Consider the following 19,734-nt stretch of genomic DNA (forward strand, 5'->3'; position numbering starts at 1 on the left):
TCCCCTAGAGTGGCTCAGTAGCCCATTGTCCACCCGCTGTGCATAACTCTGTGGATTAACCCCGGAAACATCGCCAGTCGGAGACACTTCGGCTGCCAGCGACGCCGGCAAGCAAGTATTTAGGAACTGATTGATGACAGTAGACGAAGCCAACCACGCCAATACTGTCGGAAGTTCCTGGCGCAGGGTGCTGAGCCTTCTGGAGCAGGACGACCGGGTCACACCCCGCCAGCGCGGTTTCGTCATCCTCGCCCAGGCCCAAGGCCTCATCGGCTCGACGCTTCTGGTAGCCGTTCCCAACGAGCTCACCCGCGAGGTCCTGCAGACGCAGGTCAAGGACGCCCTGGACGACGCCCTTCGCAGCGTTTTTTCGGATGACATCCGTTGCGCGATCGACGTCGACACCGATCTGGTGCCCATCCACGAAGAGCCGGAACCCGCCGTCGAACTTTCCGCGATGCCGGATCTTGCCGCGGAGCCGAAGCCCCAGCCGACACCGCCGAGTACCTCGCATGAATTCGGCCGGCTGAACCCGAAGTACATCTTCGACACTTTCGTGATCGGTTCCTCGAACCGCTTTGCCCACGCGGCCGCTGTTGCCGTAGCCGAGGCCCCTGCCAAGGCATACAACCCGCTGTTCATCTACGGCGACTCCGGGCTCGGCAAGACGCACCTTCTTCACGCGATCGGCCATTATGCCCGCCGCCTCTACAGCGGAATCCGCGTACGTTACGTCAACTCCGAAGAGTTCACTAACGACTTCATCAACTCGATCCGCGATGACGAAGGCACCAGCTTCAAGACCACGTATCGAAACGTGGATGTGCTGCTGATCGACGACATCCAGTTCCTGGCGGGCAAAGACCGGACCCAGGAGGAGTTCTTCCACACGTTCAACGCCCTGCATAACGCCAACAAGCAGGTGGTCATTACCTCCGACCAACCTCCCAAGATGCTGGCGGGCTTCGAAGACCGGATGACCTCCCGTTTCGAGTGGGGCCTGCTGACGGATATCCAGCCGCCTGAACTGGAAACCCGTATTGCCATCCTCCGCAAGAAGGGCCTCAGCGAGGGATTGTCGGCACCGGACGACGCCCTGGAGTACATCGCTTCCAAGATCTCCAGCAACATCCGGGAACTTGAAGGTGCCCTGATCCGCGTTACTGCTTTTGCCAGCCTGAACCGACAGCCGGTGGATGTGGCCCTCGCCGAGATGGTCCTCAAGGACCTCATCACCGACGACGGCGCCCAAGAGATCACAGCGAAGCAGATCCTGGACCAGACCGCTGACTACTTCAAGCTCAGCATGGAAGAGCTTTGCAGCAAGTCTCGTACGCGAACCCTCGTCACTGCGCGACAGATCGCCATGTACCTCTGCCGTGAGCTCACCGACATGTCCTTGCCGAAGATCGGACAGGAGCTTGGCGGACGCGACCACACCACGGTCATCCACGCCGACCGCAAGATCCGTGAGCTGATGGCCGAGCGCCGTGTGATTTACAACCAGGTCACGGAGCTCACAAACCGCATCAAGCAGCAGCAGCGGGACTCCTGAATCCACATCCTGCCGCGCACTACATACCTTATTAACAGGTGCATGTGGATAACCCTGTGGATACTTAAGGGGACAAGCGCGGTTAATGGGCTTAAAACCCTTAAGGCATCTGTGGATCGTCAAAAACCGGGTTGGGAGTTGTCCCCATCCACACCCTGTTTAAAACCCAGTTAACGCACAATCCGTGAACAGGGCTTAACCGCGAAACGACGCGGCGAGGTCGGGTTATCCACAGTTTCCACAGCAGTTATTAACACTACGAATCCCAAAAAATTGAAATCCCTCAAATAACAATCTCGTTCTGCGCCCCATCGGCCTGCCACCGACAGACCGATCAACCAGATCATCGGCCAGCCTGCGGCTGTCCACATACGAGGGGTGAGTGCTGCCGGGGATGGGTTAATCGCGGATCTTCCGGCTAAGCTGTCAGCAGCGCTCCCATCCTTGGGTCTGTTTGTAGTTCGCTTGAGTGCGGACCATGCAGGTTCCGGTACCGGACAGCAAAGGTTTGGTGGGTTCCAAGCAGGAATCCGCAGCTACTACTTGGCAGCAGCAATGAAAGGCGGCACCCTTCCGTGAAGTTCAGAGTCGACCGCGACGTCCTGGCAGAAGCCGTTACGTGGACCGCGCGGTCGTTGTCTCCGCGGCCGCCCGTCCCTGTGCTTTCCGGCCTCCTCCTCAAAGCCGAGGCTGGAACGGTAAGCCTCTCGAGCTTTGATTACGAGACATCAGCCCGCCTGGAGATCCCCGCGGATATCGCCACGGAAGGCACCATTCTGGTGTCCGGGCGTCTCTTGGCAGACATTTGTCGCAGCCTGCCTTCAGCTCCTGTGGAAGTTGAAACTGACGGGAGCAAAGTCACCCTCACCTGCCGCCGCAGCAGTTTCCACCTGGCTACGATGCCTGAGGCCGAGTACCCGGCTCTTCCGGCGTTGCCAGCCATCAGTGGCACTTTGCCAGGTGACGCCTTCGCACAGGCTGTTTCCCAGGTGATCATCGCTGCCAGCAAGGACGACACCCTGCCGATCCTTACCGGCGTGCGCATGGAAATTGAGGATGACATGATCACCCTCCTCGCTACGGACCGATACCGCCTCGCGATGCGCGAAGTCCCCTGGAAGCCCGTCACTCCGGGCATTTCCACCAGCGCCCTGGTCAAATCCAAGACGCTGAACGAGGTGGCAAAGACCCTCGGTGGCAGTGGTGACATCAACCTTGCCCTCGCTGACGACGACAGCCGCCTGATCGGCTTCGAAAGCGGAGGCCGCACCACCACGTCCTTGCTGGTGGATGGCGACTACCCCAAGATCCGCTCGCTCTTCCCTGACTCCACCCCGATCCACGCAACGGTCCAAACACAGGAACTCGTTGAAGCTGTTCGTCGTGTGTCTCTCGTGGCTGAACGCAACACACCGGTCCGCCTGGCCTTCAGCCAGGGTCTGCTGAACCTCGACGCCGGTACCGGTGAAGATGCCCAGGCGTCCGAGGAACTGGAAGCCCAGCTATCAGGCGAGGACATCACTGTCGCCTTCAATCCGCACTACCTGGTTGAAGGCCTGAGCGTCATCGAGACGAAGTACGTTCGTTTCTCCTTTACCACCGCTCCCAAGCCGGCCATGATCACGGCCCAGGCTGAAGCTGATGGCGAAGACCAGGACGATTACCGCTACCTCGTGATGCCGGTTCGCCTGCCAAACTAGCGATCAGCCACGTATCCACCAGCGCAGAAAAGAGTTCACCCCGTGCACATCGGACTGATCGGCCTCGGAAAAATGGGTTTCAACATGCGGGAACGCATGCGGAACGGCGGTATTGAAGTAACCGGGTTTGACCGGAATCCCGATGTCACGGACGTCGCTTCCGTGGACGAACTCATCGCTGCCCTGCCCTCCCCGAAGCTCGTATGGGTCATGGTTCCATCGGGCGGGATCACAGATGCGGTCATCACCGAACTTGGCGAAAAGCTCAACCCTGGTGATTTGGTGATCGACGGCGGCAACTCACGTTTCACGGAGGACCAGAAGCACGCTGCTGCACTTGCAGAGAAAGGCATCCGCTTCGCGGACTGCGGTGTATCCGGTGGCGTATGGGGATTGCAGAACGGTTATGGCCTGATGGCTGGAGGCGCTGACGAAGACATCGAGCTGGCGTTGCCCGTCTTCGATGCCCTGCGCCCCGAAGGGGAACGAGCAGATAGCTTCGTCCACGTCGGCGGAGTCGGCGCCGGCCATTACGCCAAAATGGTGCATAACGGTATCGAGTATGGGCTCATGCAGGCCTATGCCGAGGGTTACGAATTACTGGCAGCCAAGGACATCGTGAAGGACCTTCCCGGAACCTTCCGCGCCTGGCAAAAAGGAACGGTCGTGCGCTCCTGGCTGCTTGATCTTATGGTCAAAGCACTCGACGAAGATCCGGGCCTGGCCTCGATCGACGACTACGTGGAAGACTCCGGCGAAGGCCGATGGACTGTGGAAGAGGCAATTGCCAACGCTGTCCCGGCGCCGGCAATCACCGCAGCACTTTTCGCGCGGTTCGCTTCGCGCGAAGACAACTCTCCGGCCATGAAGATGGTTTCAGCGTTGCGCCACCAGTTCGGCGGACACGCCACACGTCCGTCCAACTAGGCCGCGGGAGTCCAGCAGACGGCGTGTATCTTGAACATCTTTCGCTGACCGATTTCCGCAGCTACGCCCAGGTTGACCTGAAGCTTGGCCCCGGGGTCACTGTCCTGGTGGGTTCGAACGGGATCGGTAAGACCAACCTCATGGAAGCCATCGGATATTTGGCAACCCTGAGCTCGCACCGCGTCAGCACCGATGCTCCACTCCTTCGCTTCGGCGCGGAACGCGCAATGATCAGGGCCAAGCTGATCCGCGGCGAGCAGTCCACGGTTATTGAGGTGGAAATTAATGCAGGTCGGGCAAACCGCGGCCGGATTAATCGAGGAAACCCAGTCCGCGCAAGGGACATCCTGGGCATCTGCCAGACCGTCCTGTTTGCACCTGAGGATTTGGCGCTGGTCAAGGGCGATCCTTCCAACCGCAGGCGCTTCCTTGATGAGCTCCTGGTCAGCTTGATTCCCCGCCATGCTGCTACCCGCAGCGACTACGACAGAGTGTTGAAGCAACGCAACGCCCTGCTGAAATCCGCGCGGACCGGAAAATTTACCGCAGGCCATGAGGCAACGCTGGATGTTTGGGACCAGCATATGGCCCGCGCTGGTGCCGAACTCCTGCATGCGCGGCTGGAACTTGTGGAACGGCTCCGCCCGCACCTGAACAGTGCTTACGCGCAGCTCACTGACGGTTCAAAAGATGCCGGCGCGGTGTACCGCTCAACCATCCAGGGCGTACTGGACGACGACGGCGGTCCGGCCGATCGCCCAACGGAACCTTCGGCGTCGGGCGAGGACCTCAGGCTGTTGTCGGTGGACGAACTCACCGAGCGCTACGTCCATGCTTTCGCCGCATCCCGCAAGAAGGAACTCGAGCGGGGCATCTCCCTGGTGGGCCCGCACCGGGACGAATTGGAGCTCGTGCTCGGCCAAGCACCTGCCAAGGGCTACGCTTCGCACGGTGAAACGTGGTCAATGTGCTTGTCGCTGCGCCTCGCTTCCTACTACGTCATGCTCGATGATGCCCGCACCGGAGGCACTGCGCCGATCCTCATTCTTGACGATGTCTTTGCCGAACTCGATGTCCAGCGCAGGCGTAAACTGGCAGCAATAGTGGCCGGCGCCGAACAGGTACTGGTCACGGCCGCCGTCGACGCCGATATTCCCGAGGAGCTGGCCGGGCGGCGTATAACCGTTGTTCCGGGAGGCATCGATGGCGAAGGATAGCCCCGACGGACTTCAACCCGGCCGCGATCCGGACGAAATCGATGCTGCCCAAGCCGCGCTGAACCGTATGCGGGAAGCCGCAGCAGCCAGAGGCGAAGTCAGGCAGCGCGCTCCCCGTCCCGGATCCGCGCCTAAACGCAAGGGCCTTCGCGACACCAGGGGTTTTACCCAGTTCCATGGGACCGGACGTGACCCGTTGGGCCTGGGGAAAGTCGTCGGCCGGTTGGTGGCGGAACGTGGGTGGACATCGCCCGTGGCCGTTGGCTCGGTCATGGCCGAATGGGAAACGTTGGTGGGCGCGGACATTTCTGCACACTGCACGCCGGAGAGCTTTACTGACACCACACTTCATGTCCGTTGCGACTCCACGGCATGGGCAACTCAACTGCGATTGCTGAGTACAAGCCTGCTTGAGATGTTCCGGAATGAACTCGGGGAAGGTGTGGTGACCAGCATCCACGTACTCGGTCCGTCTGCGCCAAGTTGGCGCAAGGGTGGGCGCAGCGTCAACGGTCGGGGACCCCGGGACACGTACGGCTGAACGGCGTGCAGGGCGTTTCAACGCCCCCGAGTCGTATGGGCCCCCATCAGGACCACCGTAGGGCCGTTTCAGATAGGCCCAGTGGCCTCCCATAGGCATATTCAGCTCTCGGCTGCCCCCGTATTTGCAAGGATTCGCGCATTTCCACGATAGAATTGGCGTAGATCACTGAGCGCCGGTGAAACGTCGTCGGGGTCCTGGAAGCACTTTCATGGCTTCCAGGACCCCCTTCGTCGGAGTAAACGGCGCAATCAGTCACGTGCTCGTTGAAGGCCTCGGTTTGCCGCGGCCTTCAAGGGGAACGGCCGTCATCGAATACAGAGGAGTCGAAAGCGCCTGTGGCTAACGACAATGCAGAGACCTTGGCAGTAGAGCCCGAAGAGGACACTGTTCCCAAGCCTGACACGCCCGCGGAAACCCCCCGGGAGTACGGTGCCAGCGACATCACTGTCCTGGAGGGCCTTGAAGCGGTACGTAAGCGTCCCGGTATGTACATCGGTTCCACCGGTCCGCGCGGTTTGCACCACTTGGTCTATGAAGTGGTGGATAACTCTGTCGATGAAGCTCTGGCCGGATTCTGCACCCATATTGAAGTCACGCTCCGTGCCGACGGCGGCGTCCAGGTTGTTGACGACGGCCGCGGCATCCCCGTTGACATCCACCCCACCGAGGGCAAGCCCACCGTCGAAGTCGTGATGACCATCCTGCACGCCGGCGGTAAGTTTGGCGGCGGCGGTTACGCGGTTTCCGGTGGTCTTCACGGCGTGGGTATCTCCGTGGTGAATGCGCTGTCCCGCCGCGTGAATACTGAAGTCCGGCGGCAGGGTCACGTATGGCGTATGTCATTCGCCGACGGCGGCAAGCCCCAGGGCGGACTCGTCAAGGGAGAAGAGACGGACCAAACAGGGACTACACAGACGTTCTATCCTGACGGCACCATCTTCGAGAGCACCGAATTCGACTTCGAGACGCTTCGCGCGCGCTTCCAGCAGATGGCCTTCCTCAACAAGGGCCTGCGAATCACCCTGACTGACGAACGTCCCGCCGCCCGGGAGGGTGAAGATGATCTTGATCTCGATGCCGTCGCTACCGAAGGCGAAGTTGCTGCCGAGCACCGCACGGTCGTCTACCAGTACCCGGACGGCCTGCTGGACTACGTCAAGCACCTGAACTCGAGCAAGAAGGTGGAGATCGTCCATGAGGACGTCATCGCTTTCGAAACTGAAGACACTGAGCGGCACATCGCCGTCGAGGTCGCCATGCAGTGGACAACCGCGTACTCCGAAAGCGTCCACACGTACGCGAACACCATCAACACCCATGAGGGTGGAACCCACGAAGAAGGCTTCCGCGCTGCGATGACCTCGCTGATCAACCGCTACGCGCGGGAGAAGAGCATCATCAAGGAAAAAGAGGACAACCTTACCGGTGATGACATCCGTGAAGGTCTGACGGCCGTCATTTCGGTCAAGCTTTCCGAGCCGCAGTTTGAAGGCCAGACCAAGACCAAGCTGGGCAACTCAGAGGTCAAGGGCTTCGTCCAGCGGGTTGTCACGGACCAGCTCGGCGACTGGTTGGAGCGTAACCCCGGTCCCGCCCGCGACGTCATCCGGAAGGCCATTTCCGCTGCCCAGGCACGCATGGCTGCCCGCAAGGCTCGTGACAATGCCCGGCGCAAGAGCCCGCTGGAATCCTTCGGCATGCCCGGCAAGTTGTCCGACTGCTCCTCCAAGGATCCTTCGCGTTGTGAGGTCTACCTGGTGGAGGGTGATTCCGCAGGTGGTTCGGCCAAGCGGGGACGCAACCCGGAAACTCAGGCGATCCTGCCGTTGCGAGGCAAGATCCTCAACGTTGAACGCGCACGCCTGGACAAGGCGCTCGGTAATACCGAAGTCCAGTCCATGATTACAGCCTTCGGCACCGGCATTGGCGAAGACTTCGACATCGCCAAGCTGCGCTATCACAAGATTGTTCTGATGGCAGACGCCGATGTTGACGGCCAGCACATCACCACGCTGTTGATGACGCTGCTGTTCCGCTACATGCGCCCGCTGATCGAGAACGGCTACGTCTACCTTGCGCAACCGCCGCTGTACCGTATCAAGTGGTCCAACGCCGCCCATGACTATGTCTACAGCGATCGCGAACGCGACGACACCATCCGTAAGGGTGCGGCCATGAACAAGCGCCTTCCCAAGGACAACGGAATCCAGCGTTACAAGGGTCTTGGTGAAATGGACTACACCGAGTTGTGGGATACCACCATGGATCCGGATCGCCGCACTCTCTTGCAGGTCACTATGGACGATGCCCTGGCTGCCGATCAGACCTTCTCGGTACTGATGGGCGAGGACGTCGAATCGCGCCGTAACTTCATCCAGCAGAACGCCAAGGACGTCAGGTTCCTGGACATCTAGTGCCTCACAAGGCTGTAGATATTCCAGAGCTGACATATACCTGAAACGGAAAACTTAGATTATGAGTGACGAAACTCCCGAAGTCCCGGCGGAACCCAGCGTCGACGACCTCATCCTTGAAGGCGATGTTCTGACTGACCGCGTGGAGCAGGTGGACCTGCAGACTGAAATGCAGCGCTCCTACCTGGACTACGCCATGGCCGTTATCGTAGGACGCGCCCTCCCGGACGTCCGCGACGGCCTCAAGCCGGTGCACCGCCGCGTTTTGTACGCGATGTTCGACGGCGGCTACCGTCCTGACCGCTCTTTCAACAAGTGCGCCCGCGTTGTGGGTGATGTCATGGGTACCTATCACCCTCATGGTGATATGGCGATCTACGACGCCCTGGTTCGCTTGATCCAGGACTGGACCATGCGCTACCCGCTGGCGCTGGGCCAAGGCAACTTCGGTTCCCCCGGCAACGACGGCGCCGCTGCTCCCCGTTATACCGAAACCAAGATGGCCCAACTGGCCATGGAAATGGTCCGCGACATCGACGAAGAAACCGTCGATTTCCAGGACAACTACGACGGCAAGAACCAGGAACCTACCATCCTGCCGGCGCGTTTCCCGAACCTCCTGGTGAATGGTTCCTCCGGTATCGCCGTGGGTATGGCCACCAACATTCCGCCGCACAACCTGCGCGAGGTTGCAGAGGGCGTGCAGTGGGCCCTGGACAACCCCACGGCTTCACGGGAGGAACTCCTCGAAGCGCTTCTGCTGCGGATCAAGGGACCGGACTTCCCCACGGGTGCCACCATTCTGGGCCACAAGGGCATCGAGGACGCCTACCGCACCGGTCGCGGCTCCATCACCATGCGCGCAGTGGTCAACGTGGAAGAACTACAGGGCCGCACCTGCCTGGTGGTCACCGAACTGCCTTATCAGGCAAACCCGGACAACCTGGCCATCAAGATCGCCGAACTGGTCAAGGATGGCAAGATCCAAGGCATCGCGGACCTCCGCGATGAAACCTCGGGCCGTACTGGCCAGCGCCTCGTGATCGTGCTGAAGCGCGATGCTGTGGCCAAGGTCGTCCTGAACAACCTGTACAAGCACACCCAGCTTCAGGACAACTTCTCAGCGAACATGCTGGCAATCGTCGACGGCGTTCCCCGCACCTTGAGCCTGGACGCCTTTATCCGGCACTGGGTGAACCACCAGATGGATGTCATCGCCCGCCGGACCCGTTACCGCTTGCGCAAGGCTGAGGAAGAAGCGCACATCCTGCGTGCACTCCTGAAGGCACTGGACATGCTGGATGAGGTTATCGCTCTTATTCGTGCATCCAACACCACGGAGGCGGCCCGCGAGGGACTCATGGAGCTCCTGGAGATCGATGAGCTCCAAGCCCGCGCCATCCTGGACATGCAGCTGCGCCGTTTGGCTGCCTTGGAACGCCAGAAGATCCAGGACCGTCACTCCGAACTCGAAGCCATGATCGAGGAGTACAACGCGATTTTGGCTTCGGAAGAGCGTCAGCGCCAGATCATCAGCGAGGAACTTGCTGAGATCGTTGCAAAGCATGGCGATGACCGCCGCACGCACATTCTCATGGGCTTCGATGGGGACATGTCCATGGAGGACCTGATCCCTGAAGAGGAAATGGTCGTCACCATTACCCGCGGTGGTTACGTCAAGCGCACACGCAGCGACAACTACCGCTCCCAGCAGCGTGGCGGAAAGGGCATCAAGGGTGCACAGTTGCGCGGCGACGACGTCGTGGAGCACTTCTTTGTGACCACCACGCACCACTGGCTGTTGTTCTTCACCAACCTGGGCCGCGTGTACCGTGCCAAGGCTTACGAACTCGCAGAAGCCGGACGCGACGCCAAGGGCCAGCACGTGGCAAACCTGTTGGCATTCCAGCCAGACGAACACATCGCACAGGTGCTGGATCTCCGCGATTACCAGCAGGCTCCCTATCTGGTGCTTGCAACCAAGAATGGTTTGGTCAAGAAGACCAGGCTTGAGGACTATGACACCAACCGCACGGCCGGTGTCATCGCCATCAACCTGCGCGATGGTGACGAGCTCGTCTCTGCACAGTTGGTCAGTGAAACTGATGACCTCCTGCTGGTGTCACGCAAGGGCCAGTCCATCCGGTTCACCGCCACGGACGATGCACTTCGTCCCATGGGCCGGGCAACATCCGGTGTGACGGGTATGAAGTTCCGTGAAGATGACGAACTGCTGGCCGCAGATGTGGTCCAGGACGGCTCGTTCGTTTTCATCGTGACCGAGGGCGGCTACGCGAAGCGGACCGCCGTGGATGAGTACCGCCTGCAGGGCCGTGGCGGCCTTGGCATCAAGGTGGCGAAGCTCGCGGAGGATCGTGGTGACCTTGTCGGCGCCTTGATTGTGCAGGAAGAAGATGAAGTCCTGGTGGTCATGGAGGGCGGCAAGGTGGTTCGCTCTGCCGTCAGTGGCGTCCCGGCAAAGGGCCGTGACACCATGGGCGTCATCTTTGCGAAGCCGGACAAGAATGACCGCATTATTGAGGTCGCCCGCAACAGCGAACGCGGTTTGGAAGGCGAAGAGTCCGAGGACGGACAGGACGATGACGTAACGTTGGCTGCAGAAGACGGAGCCACTGAGGCGACCGTCACGTCAGAAACGGAAAACGACGCGGACCCGGATACAGAAACGGGCGCGGAGCTGAACGAAGACAACACCGGAGGTAACGAGTGAGTAATTCCGACTCATATCCCAAGCCGAGCACAGGTGTCCCCGGCGGACTCCGGCAGCCCTCGGGCAGCACGCAGGCAGGAGCGCCTGCAAGGCCCCAGCAACGCCCGGGAGCCGGTGCCGGAGCTCCTGGACAACGCCCGGCCTCGCCTGGACAGCGCCCCGCCTCAGCCGGGCAACGTCCTGCTGGAGCTCCCGGCCAACGGCCCGCACAACCCGGGCAGCGTCCGACTGGTGCGCCCGGTCAGCGCCCCGCGCAGGGTGGGCCCGGACTTGTAAAGCCGGCTCCCAAGGCCAAGGTGCGCCGTGCACGCCTCCTTGTCAGCAAGGTTGACCCGTGGTCGGTACTGAAGATGGCGTTCCTGCTGTCCGTGGCGCTGGGCATCGTCACGGTTGTCGCCGCGATCGTGCTGTGGACTGTGTTGGATCTCACAGGTATCTTCAACCAGGTGGACAGCCTGCTGGGAACCTTGGCCGGTTCCGAAGGCAGTGGTTTCGAGTTGAAGAAGATTGCTTCGCTCGGTCAGGTGGCCTCCTTCGCCACGATTATTGCCGTGGTGAACGTAGTTCTGCTGACCGCCCTGTCGATGCTCTCTGCCGTGCTCTATAACATTTCGGCAACGTTGGTTGGCGGCATCGGCGTCACCCTGACGGACGACTAGCAAAAAACCGTGGATTTACGCCGAAAACGGTGAGATTCAGCGGTCAGAATGCCTCGATTTGAGATCGGGCCGGGATGTGCTGTACAGTCATATCTCGGCCCGATGAGGCATCGGGGCGTATAGCTCAGGCGGTTAGAGCGCTTCGCTGATAACGAAGAGGTCCCAGGTTCAAGTCCTGGTACGCCCACGGAACCTAACAGGTTCAGGTAACACTGAACCGGAATGAGGTGCTTGTGAAGAAGTTGCTGGTAGTAGTCGCAGCGGCGGTCGCAGGTGTCCTGGTCTATAAAAAGGCGCAGGAATCCGAAGCCCGGAAGGATCTCTGGAGCAAGTCAACCGACAAGGTCGACTAGCCGCGGAGCCCGGTCTGGAACTGGCAAAAGCCAGTCCTGACATGGGGTATGATTGACGGGTTGCTTCTTATGGGGGCATGGCGCAATTGGTAGCGCACCTGCTTTGCAAGCAGGGGGTTCGGGGTTCGAGTCCCCGTGCCTCCACCATAAGAAAAGTCCCGGTCAGAAATGACCGGGACTTTTTGCATTTAACCCATTCACACAGCTGGGGCTCCCAACTGAGTCGCAGCCGAGCGCGTTTTGACGGCTCAAAACGCGCTCAGCTGCGACCTAGTTGGGCGGGACTGTCTTCAGAGCCCGTTCCAGGAAAGCCTTCAGTTCGCTATCCCCCAGCACAGGAGTCACCACCCCGAGCTCCAGTGTCGGCTGCGTTTTGGCATCGGCGGCCGCCAACGCGGCCTGGACATTCCGGCGGGCTTCAGCCACGGCCGAGGAATCCCCGCGCTTAGCGGCCTCGAGCATGATCAGGGCCTCTTCCACTCCTCGTCCGTAATTGGCCGCCGCGGTTGCCCAATGCGTGGCGTCCGCTGCGAACCCCGGCACTGCCATCTTGGGTAACAGTTCCGGCAACCTCTGCAGCAGCTCAGCTCGGGCCTTCAAGTCGCCTGAAGGCGACCTTCCGGCGTCGTAATTCGACCAGAACTGGTCTATATCCCGCCGGAGCTCCGGAGCGGACGGGGTGAGCTCGTCGTCCTGCCAATCTTGGTTCAGGTCCACGAAAGCCTTTACGGCCGAGCGGACCTCCGGATCCGGGCCGGAAACCTGTTTCAGGGCTGCGTCCATGGACTTGCCGGGATCGTACGCTGGTCCATTCCATGAGAGATCGGCGTAGTTAAAGATGGCGGGAAAAGACAGATAGGGCTCAATCATCGGATTGGTCACGATTCCGCGGACTGATTTGTACAGCTCTGGGTCGCGACCGATCACTGGTGCCATGAAGAGGTGGTCCTGCGAAAAGTCGTTGACGGGGTAGTTATCCCAAATGACGAGGTCCCGTGGGGAACCTGGGCTCCCGTAGGAGAGCCGGGCAGTCTTGGCTGAGTCGGCGCTGACCCTGTGGGAGACTACGTCTTCACCGGTCCACTGGACCACGATTCCAGGGTTCAATGACCTGCCAAGTTCCCTCTTGTAAGGATTGCTCCCGGAACCGTTGTAAAAGGTGGGAACCGTTTGCAGGGGCTCGATGTCCGGCTTTGTCGAAATGAACCGGTCATTGACGTCATTCAGGAATGAAGCCTGCGCCTTGGCCAGATTGGCTTGACCGGCACCGAAGTCCTTGAGGTCTTGTGCGCACTGGACCTTGGTGGCAATGTCGTCAAGCGGGATCACGAACGCACGGACACCGATCGAATACAACGATTCAAGCTTGGTCACTGCAAAGTTGAGATCAGCCTCGGCGGAGTAGCAACTATCGATGCCCGGGGACAGTGCGTAAGTAAAGCGGACGTGGTTGGCGGTAGCGGTATCCACCAGTTCCTTTAGTTCCTTGAGGTCCTCGTCCGAGTACAGTGCCCGCCACTTCTCCCGCAAGAATGGATCATCTTTTGGGGAATAGATGAAGGTGTTCATTTTTTGGCGGCCTGCGAATTTGATGACATCCAAACGTGCCTGATGGGACCACGGCGTGCCGTAAAACCCTTCGATGACGCCACGGGTTTCCATCAGCGGCCAATCACTGATGCGGGCAGACGCCATTGCGCCATCCTTGAGCAATTGGCGCGCGGTCTGCACCGCATGGAAAACGCCGTCGGCATCCGCTCCGGCGAGTACCGCCGCGGGAATCCCCGAAGTTCTTCCGGTAGCTATGGCGTAGCCTTCGGCCCGGTTGACTGCGTCCTGGTTATCCGCACCGCTTTCCTTCCCCAGCTCTTTGAGTACCGGGCTTACTACCGGATCTGTTGCGGCGCCAAGGAAGACGGCCGAACTGCCGGCCGCGGGGCTGTTCAGGGCCGGCACAGTTTCTGCAGTACCCCCGGCTACTGCCACCAGGTCTTGGAGGGCGCCAATGGATGCTTGGTCCGTGCCAGGGGAAGACACGATGTAAACGTGGCCGTTCAGAGGGATGGGATCCCCCGTTCCGGACTGGAAATGTTGAGGAACCGGGAAGACGTTTGCGACTTCGGTCTTGCCCGTCCCCTGGCCACTGGGCCGTTCCCGGGAAACCACAAGCCAGCCCGTGACGACGAGTGCGACAGCCAGGGCCGCAACTGCGATCAGCAGCAGTACTGATCGTCTCCGTCTAGCTCCACCACGGACGGGTGTTGTGTTCAATCAGGTGTCCCCTTGGGAAAGCCGTCACCGGCTGTCTGGAATGTTGAATCAAGACAACCACACTGTCCGCGCCGCACATAGAGGGCAGGACGGGTGCCTCACCAAACTAAGGTTGATCCGTGAACCTTCTCATTTCTGCGCTGGGAGTCCTGGGCGTGGCTTCCTCAGGACCACTGATCGCAGGCACTTTGGGTGCCACGTCAGTGACGGCGTTGGCGATCGCCTTCTGGCGGAACGCCATTGGCGCAGTCGTGATGGCCGCACCGGTCGCCATCCGTGAGCCCAAACAGTTTGGGAACATCAACCGGCGCGAATTTGGCTGGTCCACGGTTGCCGCCGTCGCCCTGGCCTTTCACTTCGCTTGCTTCATCACGGCGCTGCAGCTGACCTCCGTGGCTGCAGCCACTGCCTTGGTCTGCCTCCAGTCAGCATGGATCGCGGTCTTCCAGTTGTTCAGGGGCGCGCGCCACCGGTGGCCGGTTCTGGTGGGCTTGGGTATAGCCTTTGGCGGAGTCGTGGCCATTACAGGATTCGACATGGGCTCCTCGCCGCAGGCCCTGCTGGGCGACGTCCTGGCGCTGGCTGGTGGAGCCCTGGCCGGCTTGTATACCTTGGCTGGCGGCAAGGCCCGCCAATCCATGGGAACAGGCACGTACACCACGCTCTGCTATGGAATGTGTGCCGCGATTGTTGCCGGGTTGGCTTTGCTCAGTGGCCAACCGTTGGCAGGATTCGACGCCGGAGGTTGGCTTGGGATTCTCGCCATCACCGTGTGTGCACAGTTGGTAGGGCACACCGCCTTCAACCATTTGCTGGCCACAATGAGTCCCTTGCTGGTTTCCATGATCATCCTGCTGGAAATTCCGGGTGCGGCGATCCTGGCGGCGATCTTCCTGAACGAGACACTGCCCGCCGGAACATACGCCGGCCTTGCGCTCATTCTTATTGGACTCGCGGTGGTGGTCGCGGGGCAACGGCGTGGCAAAGGCGAAGCAGACCGGCGGGAGGCCGAGCTGGGCACTGACTGAGCTTCCGCCGTCGGGCTTCTGTTGCTTGGCGTGCGGTTGCGTTGCGTGCGCCTGCGTGGCGTGCCGCTGCCTGGCCTGAAGCTCTATGGCGGGGCCTAGAGGCTGCTGCGTCGAAAGCCCTGCGCCGCGTTGGCCGTGTGAATGGCCCGCAGCAGTTTGGCCGGGAAGTAGACCGAGAAGAAGACCACCATGGGCGCTTTCAGGGCCATCTTTTTAACGTTGTGCGCCTTGTACGTCCGGTCGAAGCGGGTGACGTAATAGCGATAGTCCCGCGGAGAGTCCTCAAGTCGGCGGGCCGACATGCCGGAAACCATCTGTGGGCAGTACCGGACGTGGAGATCGTGCTCAGCGAGGTGCAGTGAGAGGTCGATGTCCTCGTGCATCTCATCCTTCTCATCGAGGCACGTTTCGTCGCGGATGGTCTCCCATGCGGTACGGCGGAGGGCCATGTTGGAACCGAAGAGGAAATGGTACTGGTGCTTGGCCAATCGCAGCATCAGCTGGCGCATTTTGTCATCAGCTTTGAGCCCAAAGCGGCGCATGGGCATGTCGTAGTAGACAACAGGTCCGGTAGCCGCCTGCACGGACTGGTCCATGAAGGCCTTCTGGACCTGCTCAACCCAGTCAGGTTCGAGGACAGAATCGGCGTCGATGCGCCCAACGATCTCCCCTTTGGCGCTGTTGAGGCCAAAGTTGCGGGTGGGAATCAGCCCCTGCGTGCCGTCCTGCCGTAAAAGGATGATGGGGCTCTCCGGGTATTCCTGCTGCATCTGGCGCACGATCCTGGCGGTGCGGTCAGTGGAGAGATTGTCCACCACGATGATTTCTTCAGCAGGAACAGATTGGTAGATGGCCGCGATGAGGCACTGGCGAATGACGCTTTCCTCGTTATACGCCGGGATGACGATTGAAACCCCCGGAGGCTCGGGGACTTCCTTGAGGGCACCCGCAACGGGTCTATCGGCTGACATCACCTCAAATCTAACACCCGGCAGAGCGTCCCCAGCGGACGGTTTGGTTACAAGCTGGAAAACACTGAAGGGATCCCGGGCTGGCCGGGATCCCTTCAGATGATGTTTCAATGACGGCCTCTATGAACGCAGGCCGATGAGATCTCTAGAGCTGCGGGTCCTTGGAGGGGGACGCAGTGCCGTTGTCCTTTTGGCCGCTTGCCGCAATGTTCCTGACAGCGGTCTTGGCATCCGTAGCGACGTTGGCCGTGGAATCCTTGCCCTTCTCGAACGCATCCTTGGTTGCCTGCTCCACCTCGACAGCGGCATCCTCGGGCGTAATGTCAGACGCTTTGGATTCGGCTGGTGGAGTTGCACCCGTTGTAGCTGCCGTAGCGGATGCTGCAGTGTCTGCGGGAGCCGGCGCCGGAGCCGGCGTAGGGGCAGGGGTTGGATTGACCGGAGCCGGCGTCTTCCAAGGATCCTCCACAGGCTTGGAGGCCTTCCAAGCAGCGACACCGGCAGCAACCGCGGCTGCAATAACTGTGACAACCAGCCATCCGCGCTTCTTCGGCTTCTGCTGGACAGCCAATTGCTGGGAAACAGCCTTGCTGGTTTGGTCCGCCACTGCCTTGATCTGCTTGCTGGTGGCCTGTGCCTGCTCCTGCACGCTGTGAACCACACCTGAGTCCACCAGTTTCTGCGCAACGGCATCCACTTGGGCGGGTGCGTTCTCAAGGACGTGATGAACAGCTACGGAAGCCTGGCCCAACTGCTCGGACAGCTTGGGCAGGTACTCCTCAACTACCTTGTCCCGGGCGAGTCCAAGGGCCGGAGTTGCCTTGTTAAGGGTCTCCTGGATCCTGGGCGTGGCGTCTTCCACAGCGTCATGGATCTTTGGCGCGAGATGCGCCAGCCCATCCTGAAGCCGCGGCGTAACTGTTGCCACGCCGTCGGCGAGGTTGTGCGCCGCCGACTTCAGTCCCTCTTGGATCTTGGGGGAAGCGGTATCAATGCCGTGCTGAATACGGGGAACAGCCCAGCTGACGGCTGCTTCCACGCGGGGCGCCGCCCAGTCGCGGGCGTTATCCACACCAGCCGCAACGGAGTGTTCAAGGTCGCGGGCAATACGGTCTGATTTCTTCACAATTACCTCCCGATACACATGCTCGTTTGAAGCTAGCCTACGTGCCTTGAGGAACACCGGCTATTCATCTGCAGGATTCTTCCCGGATTTCACCCAGCGCGGAACCGGCTTTACAGCCATGCCGGCGTTGACCCTGCATGAAAGAATGGGGCCATGACCATCGCAACCGCAAAAGCAACGATCCACACGAGCCTCGGCGACATCAAGGTTGACCTCTTCGGCAACCACGCCCCCAAGACGGTCGCCAACTTCATTGGCCTGGCCACGGGCGAAAAGTCCTGGACGCACCCCGAAACCGGCGAAGACAAGACCGGCACGCCCCTTTACAACGGCACCATCTTCCACCGCATCATCAAGGACTTCATGATCCAGGCCGGCGATCCCCTGGGCCGCGGTGTTGGCGGACCGGGCTACAAGTTCGACGACGAAATCCACCCCGAGCTGACCTTCAACGCTCCCTACAAGCTGGCCATGGCCAACGCCGGTATCCAGATGGGCAAGGGCACCAACGGGTCACAGTTCTTCATCACCACGGTCAACACCGATTGGCTGTTCGGCAAGCACAGCATCTTTGGTGAAGTAGCTGACGAGGAATCCCGCAAGGTTGTTGACGCCATTGAGGGCGTCCGCACCGGCATGGGTGACCGCCCGGTTGAGGACGTCGTCATCAACAGCATCGATATCGAGCAGCTCTAACAACAGGCTGAATCAGAGCCCATGAGCTACGGAATCCCGTCGGCAGAGCCGTCCGCCACAATTCCGGTGTGCCCGAGGCACCCGGACAGGCCCTCCTACGTGCGGTGCCAGCGCTGCGGGCGCCCCGCGTGCCCCGAGTGCCAGCGGGCGGCCGCCGTCGGGTTCCAATGTGTTGATTGCGTCAACGAACAAAAACGTACGACGCCGACATACCGTTCTCCCTATGGCGGTGCCTTGGCAACCGGCCGGCCTTTGGTGACGTTTGCGATCATCGGGCTGTGCGTGCTGGTTTACATCCTTCAATGGATTGTTCCTGGCGACGCGGTATTCCAGAATTTTGCATTCGCAAATTCTGTGGCTGCCAGCGAGCCGTGGCGGATGCTTACGGCGGCCTTCCTTCATTCGCAAGGATTCCTGCTCCACATTGTCCTGAACATGTACACGCTGTGGATTTTCGGACAAGCCCTTGAGCCTTTGCTCGGGCGGATCCGGTTCCTCGCCGTGTACCTGCTCTCCGCCGTTGGCGGGTCTGTGGGCTATCTGTTGTTGACCCCCACCTACCCCGAGGTTGGCGTTGTAGGAGCTTCCGGCGCCATCTTTGGCCTCTTCGGTGCCATGCTCGTGGTGCAGCGTCATCGCGGCGGTGAAACCAAACAACTTTGGATCCTGATTGCGATCAATGGGGCCATCGGTTTCTTTGTTCCCAGCATCGCCTGGCAAGCCCATTTAGGTGGCCTGATCACCGGCGGCCTCGCTGCGGCCGCCATCGCCTATTCCCCGCGGGGCAAGAGCCAGGCCCTGCTCCAAACAGGCGGCCTCATCCTCGTTGCAGGCCTTTTGGCCGTGGTCACGTGGTTCCGCATCACTGCCGGCTAGCTGCCGCGCTTCCTGCAGCCGTGACCGGTTGCCGCAGTATCGTCTTGAGTTTCTCCGATGCAGTACGGCGAGGGTCGCTTAGGTAGATCTCGTGATGCTTCCCCGACATCATCAACGACTCCCCGGGAATGAAGCCGTTGTGCATTTCCGCGAGCACCGGACCCTCGTCATCGTAGGGGCCGATGTGGAGGGTTTGGACGCTGAGCCCTTCATGGAATGTTTCCAATCGAAGACCGTCAATTGCCGCGCCCTGGCCCTTTTTGCCTACGATCTGACGCGCTTCCTCGAAGTGATCTTGGGTGAGCCAATCCGGGACCATATTCAGCAGGGTCCAATCCCAGCGTGATTTATCCCTGGCGCTTGTGAAGGTATCCATGTCGTCCGCCCACCAGAGGCCTTCCAGCGGCATCACAGTGTAGTCGCGACCCAACTCCTGTTTGCTGAAGAACTTCATCTTGTAAGCAACCGGATAGAGCGCTGCCAGCGCATCTCTGTAGTCCTGGGAGGTGTTCGGATCCCCATGACCGTCGACCATGAGGAACTGCAGGGCTGGAACCGTCACCACGGAAAACCTGCCATGCGAAGCCTTGTAGGTTTCGATGTGCTTTTTGAAGTCCACTTTCATTGGCAAGTAATCCCACTCCCCTGGTGTCGGCGTTGATGACG

General features: G+C 60.4%; 16 protein-coding genes and 2 tRNA genes. 14 read left to right on the top strand and 4 right to left on the bottom strand.

Annotated elements, in window-relative coordinates:
- Window positions 1–133 precede the first annotated feature (133 nt).
- The 11 genes from dnaA to AC1DD5_RS07795 all read left to right on the top strand — a co-directional run bounded on the left by dnaA (window position 134) and on the right by AC1DD5_RS07795 (window position 12,247).
- A complete protein-coding gene (gene dnaA, locus AC1DD5_RS07745) occupies window positions 134–1,555 on the top strand; it encodes a chromosomal replication initiator protein DnaA (protein WP_431117351.1) in 1,422 nt (473 codons plus the stop codon).
- A gap of 575 nt (window positions 1,556–2,130) precedes the next feature.
- Window positions 2,131–3,255, top strand: coding sequence for a DNA polymerase III subunit beta (gene dnaN, locus AC1DD5_RS07750; RefSeq protein ID WP_431117352.1), 1,125 nt, complete (start codon window positions 2,131–2,133; stop codon window positions 3,253–3,255).
- A 42-nt stretch (window positions 3,256–3,297) separates the two neighbouring features.
- Window positions 3,298–4,182 carry a phosphogluconate dehydrogenase (NAD(+)-dependent, decarboxylating) gene (gene gnd / locus AC1DD5_RS07755; protein WP_442005252.1) on the top strand — a complete coding sequence of 295 codons (885 nt, stop codon included), beginning with the start codon at window positions 3,298–3,300 and terminating at the stop codon, window positions 4,180–4,182.
- 23 nt (window positions 4,183–4,205) lie between these two features.
- A complete protein-coding gene (recF, locus tag AC1DD5_RS07760; RefSeq protein ID WP_442019003.1) occupies window positions 4,206–5,399 on the top strand; it encodes a DNA replication/repair protein RecF in 1,194 nt (397 codons plus the stop codon).
- Entirely contained in the window at window positions 5,386–5,940 is a 555-nt protein-coding gene (locus AC1DD5_RS07765) for a DciA family protein (protein ID WP_224094502.1), read from the top strand. The genes recF and AC1DD5_RS07765 overlap by 14 nt, the downstream gene beginning before the upstream one ends.
- Before the next feature lie 338 nt (window positions 5,941–6,278).
- A complete protein-coding gene (gene gyrB / locus AC1DD5_RS07770; protein ID WP_442005249.1) occupies window positions 6,279–8,357 on the top strand; it encodes a DNA topoisomerase (ATP-hydrolyzing) subunit B in 2,079 nt (692 codons plus the stop codon).
- A 61-nt stretch (window positions 8,358–8,418) separates the two neighbouring features.
- Window positions 8,419–11,088: a DNA gyrase subunit A gene (gene gyrA, locus AC1DD5_RS07775; RefSeq protein WP_477521080.1), complete on the top strand. Its 2,670-nt coding sequence runs from the start codon at window positions 8,419–8,421 to the stop codon at window positions 11,086–11,088.
- The gene (locus AC1DD5_RS07780) at window positions 11,085–11,747 is read left to right on the top strand and encodes a DUF3566 domain-containing protein (RefSeq protein ID WP_477521081.1); all 663 of its coding nucleotides are present in this window, start codon (window positions 11,085–11,087) and stop codon (window positions 11,745–11,747) included. Before gyrA ends, AC1DD5_RS07780 begins: the two co-directional genes overlap by 4 nt.
- 113 nt (window positions 11,748–11,860) lie before the next feature.
- Window positions 11,861–11,934: transfer RNA gene (locus tag AC1DD5_RS07785), tRNA-Ile, on the top strand.
- A gap of 46 nt (window positions 11,935–11,980) precedes the next feature.
- On the top strand, window positions 11,981–12,100 hold the full coding sequence (locus tag AC1DD5_RS07790; protein ID WP_216924378.1) for a DLW-39 family protein: 120 nt from the start codon (window positions 11,981–11,983) through the stop codon (window positions 12,098–12,100).
- Window positions 12,101–12,171: 71 nt separating this feature from the next.
- Window positions 12,172–12,247: transfer RNA gene (locus tag AC1DD5_RS07795), tRNA-Ala, on the top strand.
- A gap of 123 nt (window positions 12,248–12,370) precedes the next feature.
- Here AC1DD5_RS07795 and AC1DD5_RS07800 read toward each other — a convergent pair.
- Entirely contained in the window at window positions 12,371–14,371 is a 2,001-nt protein-coding gene (locus AC1DD5_RS07800; protein WP_477521082.1) for a beta-N-acetylhexosaminidase family protein, read from the bottom strand.
- 119 nt (window positions 14,372–14,490) lie between these two features.
- Between AC1DD5_RS07800 and AC1DD5_RS07805 the strand changes: the two genes are divergently transcribed.
- Window positions 14,491–15,399, top strand: coding sequence for a DMT family transporter (locus AC1DD5_RS07805; protein WP_477517561.1), 909 nt, complete (start codon window positions 14,491–14,493; stop codon window positions 15,397–15,399).
- Between the two features lie 95 nt (window positions 15,400–15,494).
- On the opposite strand, the gene AC1DD5_RS07810 is transcribed toward AC1DD5_RS07805, so the two are convergent.
- Together AC1DD5_RS07810 and AC1DD5_RS07815 are read right to left on the bottom strand one after the other, a co-directional pair.
- Window positions 15,495–16,370 carry a glycosyltransferase family 2 protein gene (locus tag AC1DD5_RS07810; RefSeq protein ID WP_477521083.1) on the bottom strand — a complete coding sequence of 292 codons (876 nt, stop codon included), beginning with the start codon at window positions 16,368–16,370 and terminating at the stop codon, window positions 15,495–15,497.
- A gap of 145 nt (window positions 16,371–16,515) precedes the next feature.
- A complete protein-coding gene (locus AC1DD5_RS07815) occupies window positions 16,516–17,496 on the bottom strand; it encodes a hypothetical protein (RefSeq protein WP_477521084.1) in 981 nt (326 codons plus the stop codon).
- Window positions 17,497–17,649: 153 nt separating this feature from the next.
- On the opposite strand from AC1DD5_RS07815, the gene AC1DD5_RS07820 reads away from it, so the two are divergent.
- A complete protein-coding gene (locus tag AC1DD5_RS07820) occupies window positions 17,650–18,192 on the top strand; it encodes a peptidylprolyl isomerase (RefSeq protein ID WP_431117362.1) in 543 nt (180 codons plus the stop codon).
- A gap of 21 nt (window positions 18,193–18,213) precedes the next feature.
- Window positions 18,214–19,068 (top strand): rhomboid family intramembrane serine protease, encoded by an 855-nt coding sequence (locus tag AC1DD5_RS07825; RefSeq protein WP_477521085.1) that lies wholly within the window; start codon window positions 18,214–18,216, stop codon window positions 19,066–19,068.
- Here the strand turns inward: AC1DD5_RS07825 and AC1DD5_RS07830 are convergent.
- Window positions 19,055–19,693: a GyrI-like domain-containing protein gene (locus tag AC1DD5_RS07830; protein ID WP_477521086.1), complete on the bottom strand. Its 639-nt coding sequence runs from the start codon at window positions 19,691–19,693 to the stop codon at window positions 19,055–19,057. The genes AC1DD5_RS07825 and AC1DD5_RS07830 overlap by 14 nt on opposite strands.
- Window positions 19,694–19,734: the final 41 nt, after the last annotated feature.

Source organism: Paenarthrobacter sp. 10L420 (assembly GCF_056395385.1).